The sequence below is a fragment of the Ruegeria sp. AD5 genome (assembly GCF_056542345.1).
Genome location: NZ_JBQFZR010000003.1, coordinates 49,038 through 66,530 on the forward strand (window position 1 = coordinate 49,038; position 17,493 = coordinate 66,530).

22 protein-coding genes are annotated in these 17,493 nt (G+C 57.2%); 13 read left to right on the forward strand and 9 right to left on the reverse strand.

All coding sequences use genetic code 11. From position 1 onward, the window contains the following. Window positions 1-14: 14 nt before the first annotated feature. From flhB to ACR0JG_RS16575, 6 genes are all read right to left on the reverse strand, one after another. Window positions 15-1,100 (reverse strand): flagellar type III secretion system protein FlhB, encoded by a 1,086-nt coding sequence (gene flhB / locus ACR0JG_RS16550; RefSeq protein ID WP_480571229.1) that lies wholly within the window; start codon window positions 1,098-1,100, stop codon window positions 15-17. Then, window positions 1,097-1,870 (reverse strand): flagellar biosynthetic protein FliR, encoded by a 774-nt coding sequence (locus ACR0JG_RS16555; protein WP_170395294.1) that lies wholly within the window; start codon window positions 1,868-1,870, stop codon window positions 1,097-1,099. The genes flhB and ACR0JG_RS16555 overlap by 4 nt, the downstream gene beginning before the upstream one ends. Continuing rightward, window positions 1,867-3,954, reverse strand: coding sequence for a flagellar biosynthesis protein FlhA (gene flhA / locus ACR0JG_RS16560; protein ID WP_480571232.1), 2,088 nt, complete (start codon window positions 3,952-3,954; stop codon window positions 1,867-1,869). The genes ACR0JG_RS16555 and flhA overlap by 4 nt, the downstream gene beginning before the upstream one ends. 9 nt (window positions 3,955-3,963) lie before the next feature. Further along, window positions 3,964-4,641, reverse strand: coding sequence for a lytic transglycosylase domain-containing protein (locus ACR0JG_RS16565; protein WP_480571235.1), 678 nt, complete (start codon window positions 4,639-4,641; stop codon window positions 3,964-3,966). A gap of 72 nt (window positions 4,642-4,713) precedes the next feature. Beyond that, window positions 4,714-5,142, reverse strand: coding sequence for an Lrp/AsnC family transcriptional regulator (locus tag ACR0JG_RS16570; protein ID WP_480571238.1), 429 nt, complete (start codon window positions 5,140-5,142; stop codon window positions 4,714-4,716). A 56-nt stretch (window positions 5,143-5,198) separates the two neighbouring features. Then, window positions 5,199-6,518 (reverse strand): MFS transporter, encoded by a 1,320-nt coding sequence (locus tag ACR0JG_RS16575; protein ID WP_170734149.1) that lies wholly within the window; start codon window positions 6,516-6,518, stop codon window positions 5,199-5,201. 144 nt (window positions 6,519-6,662) lie between these two features. Between ACR0JG_RS16575 and ACR0JG_RS16580 the strand changes: the two genes are divergently transcribed. The 7 genes from ACR0JG_RS16580 to ACR0JG_RS16610 all read left to right on the forward strand — a co-directional run bounded on the left by ACR0JG_RS16580 (window position 6,663) and on the right by ACR0JG_RS16610 (window position 11,442). Then, complete coding sequence (locus ACR0JG_RS16580) at window positions 6,663-7,277, forward strand: ribonuclease D (RefSeq protein WP_170734148.1); 615 nt, start codon at window positions 6,663-6,665, stop codon at window positions 7,275-7,277. After that, window positions 7,274-8,236, forward strand: a complete 963-nt coding sequence (locus ACR0JG_RS16585; protein ID WP_480571242.1) for a KpsF/GutQ family sugar-phosphate isomerase — start codon at window positions 7,274-7,276, stop codon at window positions 8,234-8,236. Before ACR0JG_RS16580 ends, ACR0JG_RS16585 begins: the two co-directional genes overlap by 4 nt. 4 nt (window positions 8,237-8,240) lie before the next feature. Next, the gene (locus ACR0JG_RS16590) at window positions 8,241-8,849 is read left to right on the forward strand and encodes an LptA/OstA family protein (RefSeq protein WP_170734147.1); all 609 of its coding nucleotides are present in this window, start codon (window positions 8,241-8,243) and stop codon (window positions 8,847-8,849) included. 3 nt (window positions 8,850-8,852) lie between these two features. Beyond that, entirely contained in the window at window positions 8,853-9,344 is a 492-nt protein-coding gene (locus ACR0JG_RS16595) for an LptA/OstA family protein (protein ID WP_255611996.1), read from the forward strand. Further along, window positions 9,344-10,102: an LPS export ABC transporter ATP-binding protein gene (lptB, locus tag ACR0JG_RS16600; RefSeq protein WP_170395315.1), complete on the forward strand. Its 759-nt coding sequence runs from the start codon at window positions 9,344-9,346 to the stop codon at window positions 10,100-10,102. The genes ACR0JG_RS16595 and lptB overlap by 1 nt, the downstream gene beginning before the upstream one ends. A gap of 252 nt (window positions 10,103-10,354) precedes the next feature. After that, window positions 10,355-10,918, forward strand: a complete 564-nt coding sequence (hpf, locus tag ACR0JG_RS16605) for a ribosome hibernation-promoting factor, HPF/YfiA family (RefSeq protein WP_039541074.1) — start codon at window positions 10,355-10,357, stop codon at window positions 10,916-10,918. A 59-nt stretch (window positions 10,919-10,977) separates the two neighbouring features. Next, window positions 10,978-11,442, forward strand: a complete 465-nt coding sequence (locus tag ACR0JG_RS16610; protein WP_170395318.1) for a PTS sugar transporter subunit IIA — start codon at window positions 10,978-10,980, stop codon at window positions 11,440-11,442. 71 nt (window positions 11,443-11,513) lie between these two features. Here the strand turns inward: ACR0JG_RS16610 and dalA are convergent, their stop codons facing one another. Continuing rightward, on the reverse strand, window positions 11,514-12,029 hold the full coding sequence (gene dalA / locus ACR0JG_RS16615; protein WP_255611997.1) for a divisome-associated lipoprotein DalA: 516 nt from the start codon (window positions 12,027-12,029) through the stop codon (window positions 11,514-11,516). A 169-nt stretch (window positions 12,030-12,198) separates the two neighbouring features. Between dalA and ACR0JG_RS16620 the strand changes: the two genes are divergently transcribed. Both ACR0JG_RS16620 and ACR0JG_RS16625 read left to right on the forward strand, forming a co-directional pair. Then, window positions 12,199-12,798: a L,D-transpeptidase gene (locus tag ACR0JG_RS16620; protein WP_170395325.1), complete on the forward strand. Its 600-nt coding sequence runs from the start codon at window positions 12,199-12,201 to the stop codon at window positions 12,796-12,798. Between the two features lie 139 nt (window positions 12,799-12,937). Beyond that, complete coding sequence (locus ACR0JG_RS16625; protein ID WP_010442520.1) at window positions 12,938-13,120, forward strand: hypothetical protein; 183 nt, start codon at window positions 12,938-12,940, stop codon at window positions 13,118-13,120. A 76-nt stretch (window positions 13,121-13,196) separates the two neighbouring features. Here the strand turns inward: ACR0JG_RS16625 and hemH are convergent, their stop codons facing one another. Both hemH and ACR0JG_RS16635 read right to left on the reverse strand, forming a co-directional pair. Then, on the reverse strand, window positions 13,197-14,246 hold the full coding sequence (gene hemH / locus ACR0JG_RS16630; protein ID WP_170408671.1) for a ferrochelatase: 1,050 nt from the start codon (window positions 14,244-14,246) through the stop codon (window positions 13,197-13,199). Window positions 14,247-14,301: 55 nt separating this feature from the next. Beyond that, window positions 14,302-15,132: a methyltransferase domain-containing protein gene (locus ACR0JG_RS16635; protein ID WP_480571246.1), complete on the reverse strand. Its 831-nt coding sequence runs from the start codon at window positions 15,130-15,132 to the stop codon at window positions 14,302-14,304. On the opposite strand from ACR0JG_RS16635, the gene ACR0JG_RS16640 reads away from it, so the two are divergent. From ACR0JG_RS16640 to ACR0JG_RS16655, 4 genes are read left to right on the forward strand one after another with little or no spacing between them, the layout of a single operon-like run. Further along, window positions 15,113-15,877, forward strand: a complete 765-nt coding sequence (locus tag ACR0JG_RS16640; protein WP_480454510.1) for a ComF family protein — start codon at window positions 15,113-15,115, stop codon at window positions 15,875-15,877. The two genes, ACR0JG_RS16635 and ACR0JG_RS16640, sit on opposite strands and share 20 nt — an antisense overlap. A 37-nt stretch (window positions 15,878-15,914) precedes the next feature. Next, window positions 15,915-16,172, forward strand: a complete 258-nt coding sequence (gene grxC / locus ACR0JG_RS16645; RefSeq protein ID WP_170395334.1) for a glutaredoxin 3 — start codon at window positions 15,915-15,917, stop codon at window positions 16,170-16,172. Next, complete coding sequence (locus ACR0JG_RS16650; protein WP_480571250.1) at window positions 16,172-17,002, forward strand: carbon-nitrogen hydrolase family protein; 831 nt, start codon at window positions 16,172-16,174, stop codon at window positions 17,000-17,002. The genes grxC and ACR0JG_RS16650 overlap by 1 nt, the downstream gene beginning before the upstream one ends. A 14-nt stretch (window positions 17,003-17,016) precedes the next feature. Next, complete coding sequence (locus tag ACR0JG_RS16655) at window positions 17,017-17,457, forward strand: MarR family transcriptional regulator (RefSeq protein ID WP_170597164.1); 441 nt, start codon at window positions 17,017-17,019, stop codon at window positions 17,455-17,457. The last annotated feature ends 36 nt before the right edge of the window (window positions 17,458-17,493 follow it).

Here is a 17,493-nt window from a genome sequence, read left to right on the forward strand (position 1 = left end):
TATGCGATCTTGCGTCATCCGACCTGACCCTTCGCTCGTTTGCGCATGGCTTCGGCAAACCGAATAGCTGCTGCAACGGGTCGGTAGTATTCTTCGGTAATTTCCTGTCCGATCCCGACGGTCGCGTGCAATGCGCGTGCTGTTGGTGGATCGGAATGAATAGGAATGCCTGCGTCTCCGGCCGTGGCCCTGATTGTTGCCGCGATTTCATCTACCCCTTTGGCGACGCAAACCGGAGCGCTGCCACTTGCTCGCGACCATTTCAGCGCCACCGCATAATGCGTCGGGTTGACGATCACCACATCGGCCTTGGGCACATCCGCCATCATCTGATTGGTTGCTATGTCCTGCGCGCGTTGGCGACGCTGCTGTTTGACGTGCGGATCACCCTCGGAATCCTTGGTTTCATCCTGAATTTCTTTGCGTGACATTCTGTTTTTGCGAAGGTGTTCGGCATGTTGCCACAGATAGTCGATCATGCCGATCGCCAGCGCGATCATTATGACGATAAACAGAAATTGGCTGAGTAAGTTCATCATCAACAGAATTGAGGATCTCGGGGCGGCTGCACTGGCTGTCAGAATCTCGGGCAGGTGGGCGTGCAAAAATAGGGTCAGGCATGTTCCATAGATCAACAATTTAACAAAGCTCTTGGCGAATTCGAACAACCCGCCCCGGCCAAACTTGTTCTTTGCGTTTGAGACGATCGAGATGCGTGAACCGCGTGGTTTCAGCTTCTCCGGCGCGAAGATCAGTGCGCGCTGGGCGATCAGGCTGAGCAACACCGCGACTGCCGGAACGATAAACAACGCGGCGATTGGTGCCAGAGTTGATCTCAGAATCCCAGCGACGGTGGATGTCGCGGGTCCGATGGTCAGCAAGCTTGCGAATTGATCTGATTGGTCGATCAAGACCACGAACAGAGTCCCCAGATGCTCTGCTGTGAATTGCCCCGTGAGCAAAAGTGCGACGAGCAGTCCCATGTATGCAGCCACCACCGACAGATCATTGGACTTCGCCACCTCGCCTTTTTTGCGGGCTTTTTCCAGCTTTTGCGGGGTCGCCTCAAATGACTTATCACTGTCGTCTGATGCGCTCATCTCAGCCCTCCAAGCGGGTTTTGGAGAAAGGCGAACAAAGCGTCAGACCAGGTTGCCAGGATCAATGGTGCCCCGGCGAAAAGCAGGAAAAGGCCTGCGAAAGTGATTGCTGGGGCACCGACAAAAGCGACCATGAGCTGCGGCATGGCGCGGTTAATTACGCCCAGTGCGAGGTTGTAGATCAGCGATGCGATGACAAAGGGCGTCGCCAGCGCAAAGGCCAGTCCAAAGCTGCGGGCGACTTGCGCAACGCCCCATTGCGACAGATCAGGCGCAGTTGGAAGCGCGCCCATCGGAAACAGCATATAGCTGTGGATCATGAACTGCGCTGCACGGATATGAAGGCCAAGCAATACCGCCAGCGCCAAGCCGGCCAGCGTCAGCAGATACCCCATCGCCGGGACAGGTTCTGCGGCCGCTCCGCCCAGGATCTGAGACAAAGATGTCGCTTGCGCCGCGATTGAACCTGCAGTTTGTAATGCAAGGACAAAAAGGCGCAACCCGATGCCGAGCATAAGACCGATCAAGACTTCGATGGTGATTAATCCAATCATTTTGTGAAAGCCCGGCATAACACCCGATGCGGGTATGGCGGGAATGACAATCATTGTGAAAGCAACTGCCACGCCCAGTTTGACCCGCACAGGGACGCTGCGTTCACCAAAGGCCGGTAGCAGCGAAACCAATGCGGACACACGAAGAAATACGGCGAACAGATGCCACAGGTTTTGCCCCAGATGTGGCAAAAGCTCTGACGGGACTGAGATCACGCGGGCACCGTTCCGACCAAGGCGGGGCGCGCCTCAAGCCCGATCTCTTCAAAAGACAGGACGGGGTTGGCGACGCCGCGCGCGTGCATAATGGTCCTGAGCAATCTGCGTCGGCGGGTCGTGGTTACGACCGCCGGGAACAACCCGTGATCTGCTGATTTTGCGACGCTATCGACAACCCCATCGGCCAGCTTATTGAACAGGTTGGGCGGTAGTGCCACGTCGATACCTGCGTTCGCGGCGTCGATCTGGTAGGTGGCAAATGTGTCCTCCCATTCCGGCGCGAGTTGGATCAGAGGGATCGAGCCGTCCTCGCGCTTCATGTCGGCAACCAGTTGAAAGCCCAGCCGCTGGCGGACCAGTTCGCAGATCCCTTCGGGCTGGGTGGTGGTCAATCGTGCTTCAGCCACGCTTTCAAGGATCAGCGCCATGTTCCGGATCGAGACCCGTTCGTCTAGCAACAGCCGCAGAACAGCATGCAGTGTGTCGATCGGCACCTTGTCTGGGATCAATTCGTCCAGCATTTTGCGGTTGGCTTCAGCCCGGGTCGGATCGCTAAGCCGCGTCATCTCGGACAGCAGGCGGCGAAGGGATTTCAGGGTCAAAAGGCGCGAGAAATTCTGTTTGATGATCTCAAGCAGATGGGTCGCCAGAATTTCAGGAGGGGTGACGATGGTGGCCCCATTCAGTGCGGCGACCTCCTGGTCCTTGGGCAATATCCAGCGCGCCGGGGCACCGTAGACGGGTTCGGTCACATCGGTGCCATCAGGTAGAAAGTCGTGCCCGTCCTGTACCAGCGCGAGCACAAGTTCAGAATTCAGAACACCACGGGCCTGTTCGACCCCTTGTACTTTGATCACATAAGTTCCGGTCGGAAGATCGGCGCGGTCAGTCAATCGAATTTCGGGCAGGATAAGCCCAAAGCTTGAGGCGACATAGGTCCGCATGTTGGCGATCCGCGCGTCAAGGCCGGTACCGGGGTTCAGCACCATGCTGACCAGATCGGGGGCGAATTCCAAGTGAACGTCGTCGAGGTCCAGGATATCACCGATGGCCTGTGAAACCGGAGTGTCAGACTCGGCCTCGGGGGTCTGAGCCTCTGCCTCGCTGGCGTTGCGTTTTCTGAGGCCTGAATAAGCCGCATAGCCCAGCACCCCGGCCCCAAGAATGAACGGTAAGAACGGCAAACCGGGCACCAGGGCGAACAGCACCATCAGAACCGCTACGGTGCCCAACGCCGCCGGGTGGCGTCCAAGTTGCGAGAAGATCGCATTGTCGGTTGCACCCTGCGTACCGCCACGCGCCAACAGCAAGGCGGACGCAATCGAGATGATCACTGCTGGTATCTGCGATACCAACCCGTCCCCAACGGTCAGGATTGCATAGGTTTCGAATGCGGACGATACCGGCATCCCATGCACGATGACCCCCATGACCAATCCCATCACAAGGTTGAGAAGTGTGATCAGCAACCCGGCAATCGCATCGCCTTTGACGAATTTCGACGCGCCGTCGAGCGAACCGAAAAAGGTGGTCTCCTGCTGCTCGCTCTCGCGTCGTTCTTTGGCTTGCTGGTGATCGATGGCTCCAGCCGACATGTCACTGTCGATGGCCAACTGTTTGCCTGGCATCCCGTCCAGCGCGAACCGGGCACCCACTTCGGCCATGCGGGCCGCACCCTTTGTGATGACCATGAAGTTCACGATCAGCAGAACGCCAAACACCACAAGGCCCAGAAAGATGCTGCCGCCCATGACAAACTGGGCGAAACCTTCGATCACGTCACCAGCGGCGTTGGTGCCGGTGTGCCCCTGACCGATGATCAGCTTGGTTGAGGACACGTTCAGCGACAAGCGCAACATCAGTGAGGCCAGCAAGATCGTCGGGAAGGATGAGAAATCCAGTGGCCGTTCGATGAACAGCGTCAATGTGAAGATCAGTATCGCCAGCGCAAAGGATGCCGCCAGCCCCACGTCCAGGACCCAGGCTGGCATGGGCAGGATCATCATCACGATGACCGCCATCAGCGCCAGCGCCAGCAATATGGTCGGAGAGAACAAGGTGCGGGGATCGATTCGGGGCACTATCTGCTCCTAATTGAAAGCGATAAAGGCGGTGGCTGTAGCGGTTTCGGGAACCAGTGACCCCAGCGCGTTCTGGCCGACCGGATGAGCGTTCAGCGGGATGAGCGGACTGGCAGATGCTGTGAATGGGTCGCGTTCGTGGGCTGTGCCCGAGCCATCCAGCTGCGCCAGGACGGTCTGAAAACGATCAGAATATGAGGCCGCAAGGTGCTGCGTGCGCGAGTGGTAGGCCCCGGCAGCGGCAGGCCATGATCCAAGTTCCGCATAAAGCTGGGCCAGAAACCGTGCTGCATAGGTTGCGTTTTCATCCGGATCGAACATCGCGTCGATCGAGCGAAAAGCCTTACCATGCCAACGATAATTGATCTGAAAGCAACCGACATCAAAGCTGCGTACACCGGATTTGAAGATGTCGAACACGTAAGACTTTGCCTCAACCTCGGAGGCAAACCAATATCCCTGTCCTTCACGATTGACGGTCCATGGCCAGGGTTCCAGTAATCCGTTCTGCGTGCGGCCTGTTTCTACGCGGGCAATTGCCTTGAGAACATCGAGCGGGACGCCTTCGGCCTGCGCAGCCCGCCGGGCCGCTTGATCACACAGCGCCGATGTTGGCGATGCGTATCCGGCCTGCGCCAGAAGGGCCTGCGCCAAGAGCGCGGAAACTAGTAGGTTTTGAGTTGGCATTCTGCCGGTCCGGAATTCTAATCAGTCCGGGCCAAGCTATCCAATCATCTGTTTACAGAGAGTTAGCGCGCCTTAGTTTCGATCAATCTTTCGGCCAAAAACCACACTGGTGTTGGTACGCAATACGCCGGGGATGCGCGCAAGTTCGTCGACCAGAATATCAAGATCATCGATCCGTGGCGCTTCGGCGGAAAGCAGCAGGTCAAATTCGCCATTGATTGACAAACACAGTTTGACCTCGGGATAAGCTTCAAGCCGCTTGATGATCCGTGTGGTTTCTTTCTGCTGCACTTCAAGCAGAACGATGATCTGAACGCGTGGCGTATCTTCGGTTTCGCGCAGGACGACCGAGTAACCTGCGATGACGCCCCGCTCTTCCATTCGATTGATGCGTTCATGCACCGTTGTTCGGGCGACGCCAAGCTTAGAGGCGATGAGGGTCGTCGAATCGCGTGCATTGTGTTGCAAAGCGGCGATGATGCGTCGGTCAAGCTGGTCCATTGCGGCTCCGGGTTCAGGCAACTTCGCCTCGGTTTAGGGTAGTTTGGTGTTCGGGCTCAAGGCTGGTGCGGATAACGGGGATGCAGTTCATCAATGATGATCGGATGCGCATGAGGTTTTGGCCCAGACAGGTGGGGGTGATCCTGTGGAAGGTCAGGATGGTTATGGACCACCGCATTGTCTTCGCGCCGTGGCCAGGCAATGAGCACAAATACCAGACCCAGAATCGCGGCAGTTACCATTCCGGCCATGGCCACAGTTACGCCAAAGCGGGTCATCAGCCACCCGGCCAAGGGATAAAGCACCAGCCAGCAAGCATGAGACAGAGTGAACTGTGCGGCAAACACGGCGGGTCGATCTTCGGGGTGGGCTGATCGGGTCAGTAGGCGGCCCGAAGGCGTCAGCATGCTGGAATACCCAAAACCAATCAATAGCCATGTCGTTGTCAGCAAACCTAATGTCATCGGCAGAGTGACAGATAGCAGCGCTGCCATCGCCATGGTGCCCGTCGCCAATGATGCACCACCCAGCATGACGCGACGCTCTGGAATGTGATCCAGAAGGCGTGGCAGTGCAAATGCCGCGAGCATCGAACCGCCACCGAACCCGGCCAGTGCGATGGCAACGGCGCTTTCAGAAAGACCAAGATCGCCGCGCACGATCACGACCGTGTTGACGATGACCATCGAACTGAGCGCGGCCGCGCTCCAACTCAGCGCCAGCAGCCCCCGCAGGCGCGGGGTTTTAAGGTAAATTCGAATGCCGCGCGTGGTGCGGTCATAGATGCCACGCGGCTGGGATGGTTTGGGTGAGGGCAAAGTTGCAGACACCACAAGCAAGGCTGAGGCGACAAAACCGACACAGGTGCCCAGAAACAGGCTGTCGAAACTGACGAACAGCAGCAAGGTGGCGGCCAGCATCGGGCTCAGCAGGCTTTCCAGATCGTAAGCCAGCCGCGACAGGGACAGGGCTTTGGTATAGTCCTGTTCGTTGGTCAGCACATCCGGGATGGTGGCCTGAAACGCGGGTGTAAATCCGGCTGAGGCGGATTGCAGCACAAAGATCAGCACGTAGACCTGCCAGATTTCGGACACGAAAGGCAGGCAGAGCGCAACCACAGCGCGCACCAGATCCAGTGCGACCAGCATCCGGCGACGATCCAGCCGCTCGGCAAAGGCAGCAGCAAGCGGGGCAACGGTGACATAGGCGATCATTTTGATCGTAAGAGCGGTACCAAGGACCATCCCGGCGGCCTCTCCGGCCAGATCAAAGGCTAACAGCCCCAAGGCAACCGTCGCCAGCCCGGTTCCGGTCAGCGCCACGATCTGCGCGGCCAGCAGATGTCTGTAAGTGCGGTTTCTCAGGATGCTGAGCATTGTCGGAATTTCTCAATCGCGGTGTCGCCGATCCATAGTTCAAGTGTTGGCCACAAGGTCAAGGGGACGCTTTTCCAAGGACGGCGTTGAGTTTGCGGGCCAAACCGCCTATCTCGGGGCCGAAAGCGCACAAAGGACAATTCCGTGGCGAACCATCTGTATAAAAATGACCTGCCGGACGGGTTGGATTTGGGCCCCATCGTGGCCATCGACTGTGAAACTATGGGGCTGAATCCGCATCGAGATCGCCTGTGCGTGATCCAGATGTCAGGAGGGGATGGCAACAGCCATATCGTTCAGGTCGAGAATGGGCAGACGCAGGCACCGAACCTTTGCGCGATGCTGGAGAACCCGAATGTTTTGAAGCTGTTCCACTTTGGTCGCTTTGACATCGCTGCGATGTATCACACCTTTGGGGCGCTGGCCGCACCGGTTTATTGCACTAAGATCGCCAGCCGCTTGGTGCGCACATATACCGACCGGCATGGTCTGAAGAACCTGTGTCAGGAACTGATCGGCGTCGATATCTCGAAACAACAACAGATGAGCGATTGGGGTGCGGACACACTGACCGATGCTCAGTTGGAATATGCTGCGTCAGATGTTCTGTACCTGCATCAGCTGCGCGAGGCTCTGGACGGGCGGCTGGCCCGCGAAGGTCGAGCCGAAATGGCACAGGCCTGCTTTGACTTCCTGCCGATGCGTGCGAAGCTTGACCTCGCAGGCTGGCCCGAAACCGATATTTTTGCGCATTCATGACTGATACCGAAGCATTCCTCAGAACCGCCCGGCAGGTTGTCACCGACGAAGCCCGTGCGCTGGATGTCCTGGCCGATGGCTTGGACGAGCACTTCGCCGAGGCCGTACAGCTGATCCTGCAAGCCACTGGCCGCATCATCATCAGTGGTATTGGCAAGTCGGGACACATTGGCCACAAGATTGCAGCCACTTTGGCCAGCACCGGAACACCGGCGTATTTCGTCCATCCTGCCGAGGCCAGCCATGGTGATCTTGGCATGGTGTCGAAAGGCGATGTGGTTCTTGCCATCTCGAATTCTGGCGAAGCACCGGAACTGGCCAACCTTCTGGCCTTCACCCGTCGCTTCGGAATTCCGCTGATCGGTTTGTCCAGCAAGCCCGAAAGCACGTTGATGAAACAGGCGGATGTGCATCTGCTGATCCCGTCACTGGGAGAGGCCTGTGGTTTTGGGATGGTGCCCTCAATCTCGACGACGCTGACACTGGCGATGGGCGACGCGCTGGCGATTGCGCTGATGAAGTACCGGGATTTCAAACCCGAAGATTTCCGCGCTTACCACCCCGGTGGAAAGTTGGGGGCGCAACTGTCTACTGTGCGTGATCTGATGCATGAAGATTTGCCCTTGGTGACCGCTGGCACCCCGATGAGCGAGGCGCTGCTGGTCATGAGTCAGAAGAGCTTTGGTGTTGTGGGAGTCACTGATCAGGCAGGTCGTTTGCTGGGTATTGTGACCGATGGCGACCTGCGCAGGAACATGGACGGGCTATTGAGCAAAAACACCGAAGAGGTGATGACCGAAAATCCAATGACCATTGCGCCAAGTGCCATGGCGGAGGAGGCAGTTGCAATCATGAACGATCGCAAGATCACGTCACTCTTTGTGGTTGATCCTAACACAAATGGCCCAGCCTTGGGTCTGCTGCACATACATGACTGTCTGCGTGTAGGATTGGGTTAGGAAGATGGCTGAAGTTGATCGCCATTCCCGATGGGTGCAGTTCCTGAAGGTGCTGCTACCGCTTGTGGCGATTTTGTTGCTGTCTTCTGTCTTTCTTCTTTCTCGCAGCGTCGACACCAATGTCTCGGTGCCGTTCAGTGATCAGGATATTGACGACCGGCTGACAGATCAGGTGGTCACGCGGCCCGACTATAAAGGTGTCACCAGCAAGGGCGAGGAAATCCGAGTCGAAGCCCGAAGGGCCAGTCAGGGTGGCGATGGCGACACGCCGACGGCAGCCGAAGTGCAGGGTCGCTTTGGACTAAGCAATGGGGGCGAGATCACACTCGAGTCCAACACAGGCATCATCAGGCCAGACAAGGGTACTGCAACGTTTGCAGGGGATGTGGTCATCACCACCAGAGACGGCATCCAGGTCACCACCGACCTGTTGAATACGTCGCTGGATGAAATACGTGGTGATAGCCCTGGACAGATTGACGGAACCGGTCCGATTGGCGACTTTACTGCCGGAAGAATGGTGTTTGGGACCGAAAAAAAGGACGGTCCGGTTCATATTCTTTTTACAGGCGGCGTGAAGTTGATATATGAGCCGCAAAAAGCAGAAAGATAACTTGTGTTCGATTTACGTGTCGCCTTTTTGTGTCTAGCCGTGGCTGTCGGAGCCACACCTGTTTCTGCACAAGAGGCTCAGGTGGCGTTCGGCTCGGTCAATGCCGACCCGACGCTGCCGGTCGAAGTGACGTCCGAGACATTGAACGTGAATCAGGAAGATGGATCGGCCGAGTTTATCGGCAACGTCATTGTCATCCAGGGTGAGATGCGCCTGACGGCAGACCGGGTTCTTGTCATCTATAACGAAGAACGCTCGGCCATCGAACGGATGGAGGCCACCGAAAACGTGGTTCTGGTCAGTCCGCCCGACGCAGCCGAGGGCGATTGGGCAGAATACACCATCGACTCCGGCGTGATTGAGATGAAGGGCAACGTGTTGCTGACGCAGGGCCCAAGTATCATCAGCGGCGACGAGATGATTGCAAATCTGACGACGGGAACCGCGACGATGTCAGGGCGTGTCAAAACCATTCTGCAACAAGGTGGCAACTGATGAACCGGCCCGAACTCTCCATCGCTGAAGGTTCTTCCGGTCTGAAGATCGAAAAGCTACGAAAGTCTTATCGCAAGAAGACCGTCATTCGCGATGTGTCCATGGAATTGAACCGCTCCGAGGTCGTGGCGTTGCTAGGCCCGAACGGATCGGGCAAGACCACCACTTTTTATTCTGTCGCGGGTCTGGTTTTCCCCGAAGCAGGCACGGTCACGATTGATGGGCAGAGCGTCACGACCCTGCCGATGTATCGTCGTGCCCGGATGGGGATCGGATATCTGCCGCAGGAGATGTCGATTTTCCGCGGGATGAGCGTTGAAGACAACATCGCTTCGGTTCTAGATATCACGGTTAAACATGCCCATCGCCGCAAGGAGCGGCTGGAAGAGCTGCTATCGGACTTTTCCATCGAACACCTGCGCCGAGCGCCTGCATTGGCATTGTCCGGCGGGGAACGCCGCCGGGTCGAAATTGCGCGCTGTCTGGCCGCCGATCCGAAATATCTGCTGTTGGACGAACCATTCGCGGGTGTCGACCCGATCAGTGTCGGTGATATCCGGCATCTGGTGGCCGATCTGAAAAAGCGTGGCATCGGAGTGCTGATCACGGATCATAACGTCCGGGAAACGCTGGAGATTGTGGATCGGGCCTATATCTTGCATGACGGCCAGGTTTTGATGTCAGGCACGCCCGACGAAGTTGTCGAAAACGAAAATGTTCGCCGGGTCTATCTGGGTGAAAACTTCCGTATTTCATAAGGTTGTGCGGAGATGCGCCTGACGCATGACGGAAATCACGTATATACACACCTGTTTTGATTGACTCTTCCCTCACCTCTTGGCTCAATTGGCATATGGCATTTCTTCGGTTCCAAACTGGATCTCGATCTCCCTTCGTTGAAGGGCCGGGCCAACGGCAACCGCAGAACATGCCGATACCCCCCACCCGATAAAAACAAGTCAGTCGCGTTATGCGACGTCAGAATGGGTGTGAATTGTGAAGGAGATCACATGCGTTACCAAATCAGCGGAAAACAGATCGACATCGGTGCGGCCCTGCAGACCCATGTGCAGACCGAACTGGGCGAGGTCGTGGGCAAATATGCCCAGCGGCCCACAGACGCCAACGTCGTCTTTTCCCGTTCGGCGCATGAATATGTATGCGAAACCACCGTGCATCTGTCGACCGGCCTGACCGCACAGGCCAAGGCGCACGCGACCGAGATTTACGCGGCATTCGAAGGCTGCTGCGACAAGATGGAGACACAACTGCGACGCTATAAGCGCCGCCTTAAAGACCACCATAAGGATCGGTCCGAGCCGGTTGAACTCTTTGGCGCGTCCTCTTATATCCTCGCCTCTGACGAATCGGAGACGGCAGACGAACCCGAATCGCTGCAGCCTATGATCGTGGCTGAGATGGAAACCAAGATCCCATCGCTCAGTGTTGGTGAAGCCGTCATGCAGATGGAACTCGCTGGTGCTCCGGTACTGGTGTTCCGAAATGAGAACAAGGACGGATTGAATGTCGTTTATCGCCGCGAGGACGGCAATATCGGTTGGATCGATCCGTAACAGGCAAGACAAATCGGCCTGCCCCCGAATAGCCGGGGGCACGGCTTAGGAGCAAAATGATGGAGCTTTCGAGCATTCTAAAGCCAGAAGCGGTGCGTGTACTGTCCGCTGCTTCCAGCAAGAAGCGTTTGTTTCAGGAAATTGGCGATGTGGGCGCCGCGACGCTTGGGCTGGATGCTCAGACGATCGTAGACAGCCTGCTTGAGAGGGAGAGCCTTGGCCCAACTGGTGTTGGACATGGTGTTGCACTTCCGCACGCACGGCTTTCCGAACTGGAATCGGTTTCGGGCGTGTTTGTCATGCTGGAAAAGCCCATCGACTTCGGGTCGGTCGACCGTCAGCCGGTCGATTTGGCGTTTTCCCTGTTTGCGCCAGAAGAGGCGGGGGTTGAACACCTTAAGGCGCTGGCGTTGGTCTCGCGCACGCTGCGCGAGCAATCGGTCTGCGCCAAGCTGCGGGCCAACCCTGACCCGGTAAAGCTATATGCCATTCTGACTGAAGCGCAATCGATGCAAGCTGCCTGATTGGCCCACTTATCAACAAAAAAAGCCCCCGATTTGTCGGGGGCATTTTTTTGTTTCTTTAGCTGGCGTGATCAGCCGCCGGATCCCATTTCCAGCGTCCACCAGATCTTGCCACCGCCTTCTTGGTGCCAGGCGAACCCCATCTGGGTGGCGCGCGGGTCCATGATCACAGCACGAGGACCGGGTTCCTGCATCCATGCGGCCAGCGTTTCGGTCTCGGTCTCAAAGGTTTCCGAGATCGCTTCACCCAGGAATGTACCGAAGTAACCGGCGCGCGCCGCGCGATCCAAAGGAGACGAACCGTCCGAACCGAAATGCCATGGCCGATTCTGTCGCGCCATGTCTTTCGCATGAGTGGCGGCAGCTGCATTCAGTTGCGAGTTCAATTGGACCTGTTGCAAGCCAGATGCCTGCCGCAAGGCATTCACCGAATCCAGCATTCTGAACTGTAGCTTTTCAGGGTTGCCACGAATTTTGTACACGGATGGCAGCGGCCTGCCATCGGCGCCAATAGCGGATGTGCCCGAATCGGTACATGCCGCAAGTGCGACAAAACAAATCGCTAGTAGAGAAAGAATACGTGTCATGATCGGCCTAAATATTGTGTCGAGAAGGGAAATAGCCTGCTTGACCGCCCGGAGCAAACCTACAATGCCCCAACCTTGCGTGATTCTGCCGGTTTGATTTGCGACTGAAGCATTCTGGCCATAAAATGCCTTAGATTTTGCATTTGCTGTTAGCAGAGGACCGATCTCCATGGTCAAGAAACATATTCTTACATCGACGCGCCGGGGATTCCTGGCCGGTGCAACCGCCAGCTTGGCCTCGCCTGCGTTGGCTCAGTATATTCCGGGCGACCCGCTACGCCCCGCCCCGGAACCGGAAGCTCCGGTACGCCGCAATGTGTCGGGATTCCGTGCGCTGGACTGGCAGCCCTATTTTTCGAACACAAGAAACGGCGCCATTCTGGTGGATACCGTATCCAGAGCGCTGCATTATTGGTCAGATGATCAATCCGTATACAAACTGTACCCCTCTTCGGTGCCTCTGACCGAGGAATTGACCCGTCGCGGACGCACCAGTGTCATTCGCAAGGTGGAAGGCCCAAGCTGGTCACCGACGCCATCGATGAAGAAGCGCAACCCTGAATGGCCGGATTATATTCCGCCGGGTCCCGATAACCCGCTGGGAACACACGCTTTATATCTGAGCTGGAAGTATTATCGCATCCATGGCACCCACGATACGCGTAAAATTGGACGCCGGTCGTCGAACGGGTGCATTGGCTTGTTCAACGATGACATCGCCGAACTGTTTTCTATGGCCAAGGTCGGCACGCAAGTGTTGCTAATTTGACGACATTTTCGCGCACGAACCCGCTTGCGGGACAAGTTGCAATTGCAATCCGCCTGCATTGCTGATTAGAAAAACTCACGAGGTAAGTCTTAGATGCGTGGTTTCGCTATTGGGAATCGCGCAAATTCTGGAGGTTAATATGAAGAAACTCGTTCTCGCTGCTGCTCTGACCGCTGCTGCTTCGACCGCATATGCTGGCAACCTGGAAGAGCCGGTTGTTGAAGCACCTGTTGTTGTCGAAGAGACCCAAGGTTCGTCGCAGGGCATCATCCTGCCGCTGATCCTGCTGGTTGTTGTTGCCGCAGCTGTTGCAGCAAGCTAAGTCGACGAGACTTTATGCACTTAAAAGGCGGTGGTGCAAACCACCGCCTTTTTTCGTGTCTGGCGAAAGCGCGCGATTAGTCTAACCAACCACGCAGATTGTCTTCGATCACCTTGCTCAGCGCGGCGATATGCGAATCATCGTCGTTAAGGCAAGGGATATAGGTGAACGATTCACCGCCTGCCTCTTCGAAGCTCTCTTTGATCTCTTCGTTGATCTCTTCCAGCGTCTCAATGCAATCGGCAGAGAAGGCAGGTGCGATGACGGCGATGTTCTTCTTACCCTGACGCGCCAGATCAGCCACGTGATCGACGGTGTAGGGCTTCAGCCATTCTTCCGGTCCAAAGCGCGATTGAAAGGTCGAGATCAGCTGATCATCCGTCCATCCCAGACGCTCTTTCAGTAGCCTTGATGTTTTCACGCATTGGCAGTGATAGGGGTCCCCTTGCTGCAAATAGCGCTGGGGCATCCCGTGATACGAGCAGACCAGGACATCCGGTTTTGTCTCCATATCTGCATAGGCGCGCTCGACAGAGCTCGCCAACGCATCGATATAGGCAGGTTCGTCGAAATAGGCCGGAACAGTTCGGCTGGCAGGCTGCCATGTCTCTTTCATCAACGCGCGGAAGAACTGATCATTTGCTGTAGCAGTCGTGGCACCGGCGTATTGCGGGTAGAGCGGGAAGAACAGGATGCGATCACAGCCTTCTTCTACCATCTCTCGGACCTTCGACGGAGTTGAAGGATTGCCGTAGCGCATGCAAAAATCCAGCATCACCCGATCGCCATACCGCTGCTGCATCGCTGCGCGCAGCTTGGCAGTCTGATCTTTGGTGATCGTCATCAACGGGCTTTCGCCCTTATCGTGATTCCAGATTGACTTGTACGCCTCACCCGAACTGAAAGGCCGCTTGGTCAGAATGATGCTTTGCAGAATCGGCTGCCACTTCCACGCCGGGTAGTCGATCACGCGCTTGTCCGACAGGAACTCGTTCAGATACCGCCGCATAGGCCAATAACTGTAGTCATCTGGAGTTCCCAGATTAGCCAGCAGGATGCCGACGCGGCCCATCTTGACCTTGGGATGGTCTGCAGGGGCATGGGTTGGACGAGTGGCATCAAACATTGAAAGCTTCCTGATTTGTGGTGTCTGGCCTGAGATATAGGGAAAAGGCCGGTCGTCAATCGGGCAGTTTGCCCTCATCCGTACCTAGCGCATCAGCCAGCCGCATCTTGGCGGATCCCGGACGCAAAGGTTTGGGTTGGCTGTCATCGGGGGTCCAGCCCGTCAGACAGATCAGTTCAAAGGTTGCCGTCAGGCGGCCCTGTGGCGATTTGTAATGTCCGGCATAGATGTCTTGCGCTTTGTCAAAAACAGCACGTCGGGTCGCGTGTTTCAGGCGATCGGCCAATGCGTTGGTTTCTCCCATTGCACGCAGGTCACGCATCAGATGCAGCAGATCGCGGTATTCCGCAGACAGTGTCGCCTTGTCGGCGACGGGCAAAGCCAGCCCGGCCCGCTGCAGCAGCCCCCCCAGATCACGAAGCTCGGCCATGGGAGCAATACGGGGGCTGAGACCGCCAGTCACCTCGATCTCGGCTTGACCCAAGGCCGCGCGTAATTCCTTTAGGGTGTCGCCCCCTAAACATACCGCTAACAGCAATCCGTCGGATTTTAGGGCGCGATGGCATTGGATCAGTTGGCCGACCGGGTCGTTTGCCCAATGCAGTGCCATCGCATGTATCAAGAGATCATGCTCTCCTGGAGTTAGGTCGAGAACATCTTCATCCCTGATCACCCGGGCCTCGGGCCACAACCCCTCCCAGATATGGGGAAAGGGCGTCACGACGGCGGGTGCCTTAAAGGTTTTGTTAACCATGGACAGACGATCCTGCACTTCGTCTACAGCGGCACGGTGCAGGAAAAGCGCGTCGTCCCGCGCGCGGCTGCGGTGAAGCGCAAGGACGGCGCGGTCAAACAGAGAGGGTGTAGTGTCGGACGGAAGCTTCATAAGCCGCAAGTATCGCATTCGTCAGGGGATTCAAACCGCTGTCGAGATGATCTACCCACCGCGTTGCTTGTCCTGCGGAGCACTGACCGAATCCGATTTTGGCCTCTGCGGTGCATGCTGGCGCGACACGCCGTTCATCGGTGGCACCGTCTGCGAAAGCTGCGGCATGCCACTTCCCGGCGCGCAGGACGGGCACCGGATTGAATGTGATGACTGCCTAAAGGCGCCACGCGCGTGGCAGGATGGTCGGTCAGCATTGCTGTATCAAGGGGGCGCCAAGGCGCTGATACTTGCCCTGAAACACGGGGATCGGTCCGAGTTGGCCCGCCCTGCCGCCCGCTGGATGGCCCAAGCCGGGCACGAGCTGTTGCGCCCGAACATGCTGATCGCACCGGTTCCGCTGCACTGGACCCGGCTGATCAAGCGTCGCTACAATCAATCGGCGCTGCTGGCGGGGCATCTGGGCCGGGAAGCGGAGTTGAGTGTCTGCCCCGATCTTCTGGTACGCACGGTACGCACCCCTGTTCTGGATGGAAAAACTGCGGTTGAGCGATCCCTTGCGTTGTCCAACGCCATATCCCTGCACCGAAAACGTGCTCCCATGATCAGAGGCCGGGATATTCTTCTGGTCGATGATGTTATGACCTCGGGTGCGACGTTGGACGCCTGCGCGCGTGTCTGTCGCGCGTCAGGGGCAAATCATATTTTCGTGTTGGTACTGGCGCGCGTTGCCAAGGATGCCTAATTCGCCCAAGAATGTGCGAAACCCAAAGGGACGGAATATGAAGCCGGTAGAAATCTACACCTCGCCGCTGTGCGGCTTTTGTCATGCGGCCAAGCGGTTGTTGAAACAGAAAGGCGTCGAATTCAAGGAAATCGACGTGCTGATGCATCCGAAACGCAAACCTGAAATGATCCAGCGCGCGGCAGGAAAACGCACTGTGCCGCAGATTTTTGTGGGCACCACCCATGTTGGTGGGTGCGACGATCTTTACGAGCTTGAACGTCAGGGCAAGCTGGACCGCCTGCTGGCGGCTTGATGAAAACCGCTTTGCTGCAGATCACCGCGTCGGATGATCCGACCGAGAATCTGGACATGGTGCGAACCATGATGGCCGATGCGGCTGCGCAAGGTGCGCAGTTCATTCTGACGCCTGAAGTCACGAATTGCGTCTCAACCAGCACCACTCGGCAGCGCGAGGTTTTGCAGCATGAAGAGGACGATATCACTCTGGCGGGCCTTGGTGAACAGGCCGCCAATTTGGGTGTTTGGCTGCTGATCGGGTCACTAGCGATCAAAACGCATGATACCGATGGCCGCTTTGCCAACCGTAGCTTCATGATCGACCCGCAGGGGCAGATCGTGGCGCGGTATGACAAGATTCACATGTTCGACGTGCAGGTCACGGAATCCGAGACCTTCCGCGAATCGAAGAACTACCGCCCCGGCCAGAAAGCAGTGATTGCTGACACCGATTTCGGCAAGGTTGGTTTGACCATCTGCTATGACATCCGCTTTCCGCACCTCTATGCCGCTCTGGCGCAGGCCGGGGCACGGATTCTGACGGTTCCTGCCGCGTTTTCTCCCGTCACCGGCGCGGCCCACTGGGAAGCGCTGCTGCGTGCGCGGGCGATTGAGACCGGCTGCTGGGTGCTGGCTCCGGCGCAGACGGGTGAGCACCCTAAAACTCGAGGAAAGACCCGTTATACCCACGGCCACAGCATGGTTGTCGCCCCGTGGGGCGAGGTGCTGATCGACGCAGGCACCGATCCGGGCATTCACTTTTTTGATTTGGATGATAGGTCTGTTACAGAGGCGCGTCGGCGCGTGCCTTCACTAACACATGTCCGCCCCTTTGACGGACCCTGATCCAGAACCGGACCATGACTGACGAAAAGAATGCCCTGGCGGTCACGCTGTTCAGCGAGATCCTGACCGCAGATCAGCTATTGCGCAATCGGCTGAGCCGGGTGCTGCCCAAAGGTATGGAAATCTCGCATTTCTCGGTGCTGAACCATCTGGTGTTTGTCGGCGACGAGCGCACTCCGGCGCAACTGGCCAGAACATTCCACGTGACGCGTGGGGCGATGACCAACACTTTGGCCAAGCTGGAATGGGCCGGATACATCCACATCCGCCCCGACTGGGACGACGCCCGCCGCAAGATGGTGGCGATCAGCCCTGCTGGCCGGAGGGCGCGCGATCAGGCGATTTCGTCGATTGCCCCGCTGATCAACCGCGTCGTTGGAGAGCTGGGGCTGGAGCGGGTCCGCAGCACGCTGCCCGTGTTGAGGGATTTACGGTTGCAGTTGGAGGGGGAGTAGGGGCTTTGCGCCAACTGCGCCAAAGGATCGCAAAAG

What these genes read in the sequence shown, in the direction of transcription:
- flhB (WP_480571229.1), bottom strand. Translation starts at nt 1,100, where the DNA reads ATGAGCGCATCAGACGACAGTGATAAGTCATTTGAGGCGACCCCGCAA.
- ACR0JG_RS16565 (WP_480571235.1), bottom strand. Translation starts at nt 4,641, where the DNA reads ATGCCAACTCAAAACCTACTAGTTTCCGCGCTCTTGGCGCAGGCCCTT.
- ACR0JG_RS16570 (WP_480571238.1), bottom strand. Translation starts at nt 5,142, where the DNA reads ATGGACCAGCTTGACCGACGCATCATCGCCGCTTTGCAACACAATGCA.
- ACR0JG_RS16575 (WP_170734149.1), bottom strand. Translation starts at nt 6,518, where the DNA reads ATGCTCAGCATCCTGAGAAACCGCACTTACAGACATCTGCTGGCCGCG.
- ACR0JG_RS16585 (WP_480571242.1), top strand. Translation starts at nt 7,274, where the DNA reads ATGACTGATACCGAAGCATTCCTCAGAACCGCCCGGCAGGTTGTCACC.
- ACR0JG_RS16590 (WP_170734147.1), top strand. Translation starts at nt 8,241, where the DNA reads ATGGCTGAAGTTGATCGCCATTCCCGATGGGTGCAGTTCCTGAAGGTG.
- lptB (WP_170395315.1), top strand. Translation starts at nt 9,344, where the DNA reads ATGAACCGGCCCGAACTCTCCATCGCTGAAGGTTCTTCCGGTCTGAAG.
- hpf (WP_039541074.1), top strand. Translation starts at nt 10,355, where the DNA reads ATGCGTTACCAAATCAGCGGAAAACAGATCGACATCGGTGCGGCCCTG.
- ACR0JG_RS16610 (WP_170395318.1), top strand. Translation starts at nt 10,978, where the DNA reads ATGGAGCTTTCGAGCATTCTAAAGCCAGAAGCGGTGCGTGTACTGTCC.
- dalA (WP_255611997.1), bottom strand. Translation starts at nt 12,029, where the DNA reads ATGACACGTATTCTTTCTCTACTAGCGATTTGTTTTGTCGCACTTGCG.
- ACR0JG_RS16620 (WP_170395325.1), top strand. Translation starts at nt 12,199, where the DNA reads ATGGTCAAGAAACATATTCTTACATCGACGCGCCGGGGATTCCTGGCC.
- ACR0JG_RS16625 (WP_010442520.1), top strand. Translation starts at nt 12,938, where the DNA reads ATGAAGAAACTCGTTCTCGCTGCTGCTCTGACCGCTGCTGCTTCGACC.
- hemH (WP_170408671.1), bottom strand. Translation starts at nt 14,246, where the DNA reads ATGTTTGATGCCACTCGTCCAACCCATGCCCCTGCAGACCATCCCAAG.
- ACR0JG_RS16635 (WP_480571246.1), bottom strand. Translation starts at nt 15,132, where the DNA reads ATGAAGCTTCCGTCCGACACTACACCCTCTCTGTTTGACCGCGCCGTC.
- grxC (WP_170395334.1), top strand. Translation starts at nt 15,915, where the DNA reads ATGAAGCCGGTAGAAATCTACACCTCGCCGCTGTGCGGCTTTTGTCAT.
- ACR0JG_RS16650 (WP_480571250.1), top strand. Translation starts at nt 16,172, where the DNA reads ATGAAAACCGCTTTGCTGCAGATCACCGCGTCGGATGATCCGACCGAG.
- ACR0JG_RS16655 (WP_170597164.1), top strand. Translation starts at nt 17,017, where the DNA reads ATGACTGACGAAAAGAATGCCCTGGCGGTCACGCTGTTCAGCGAGATC.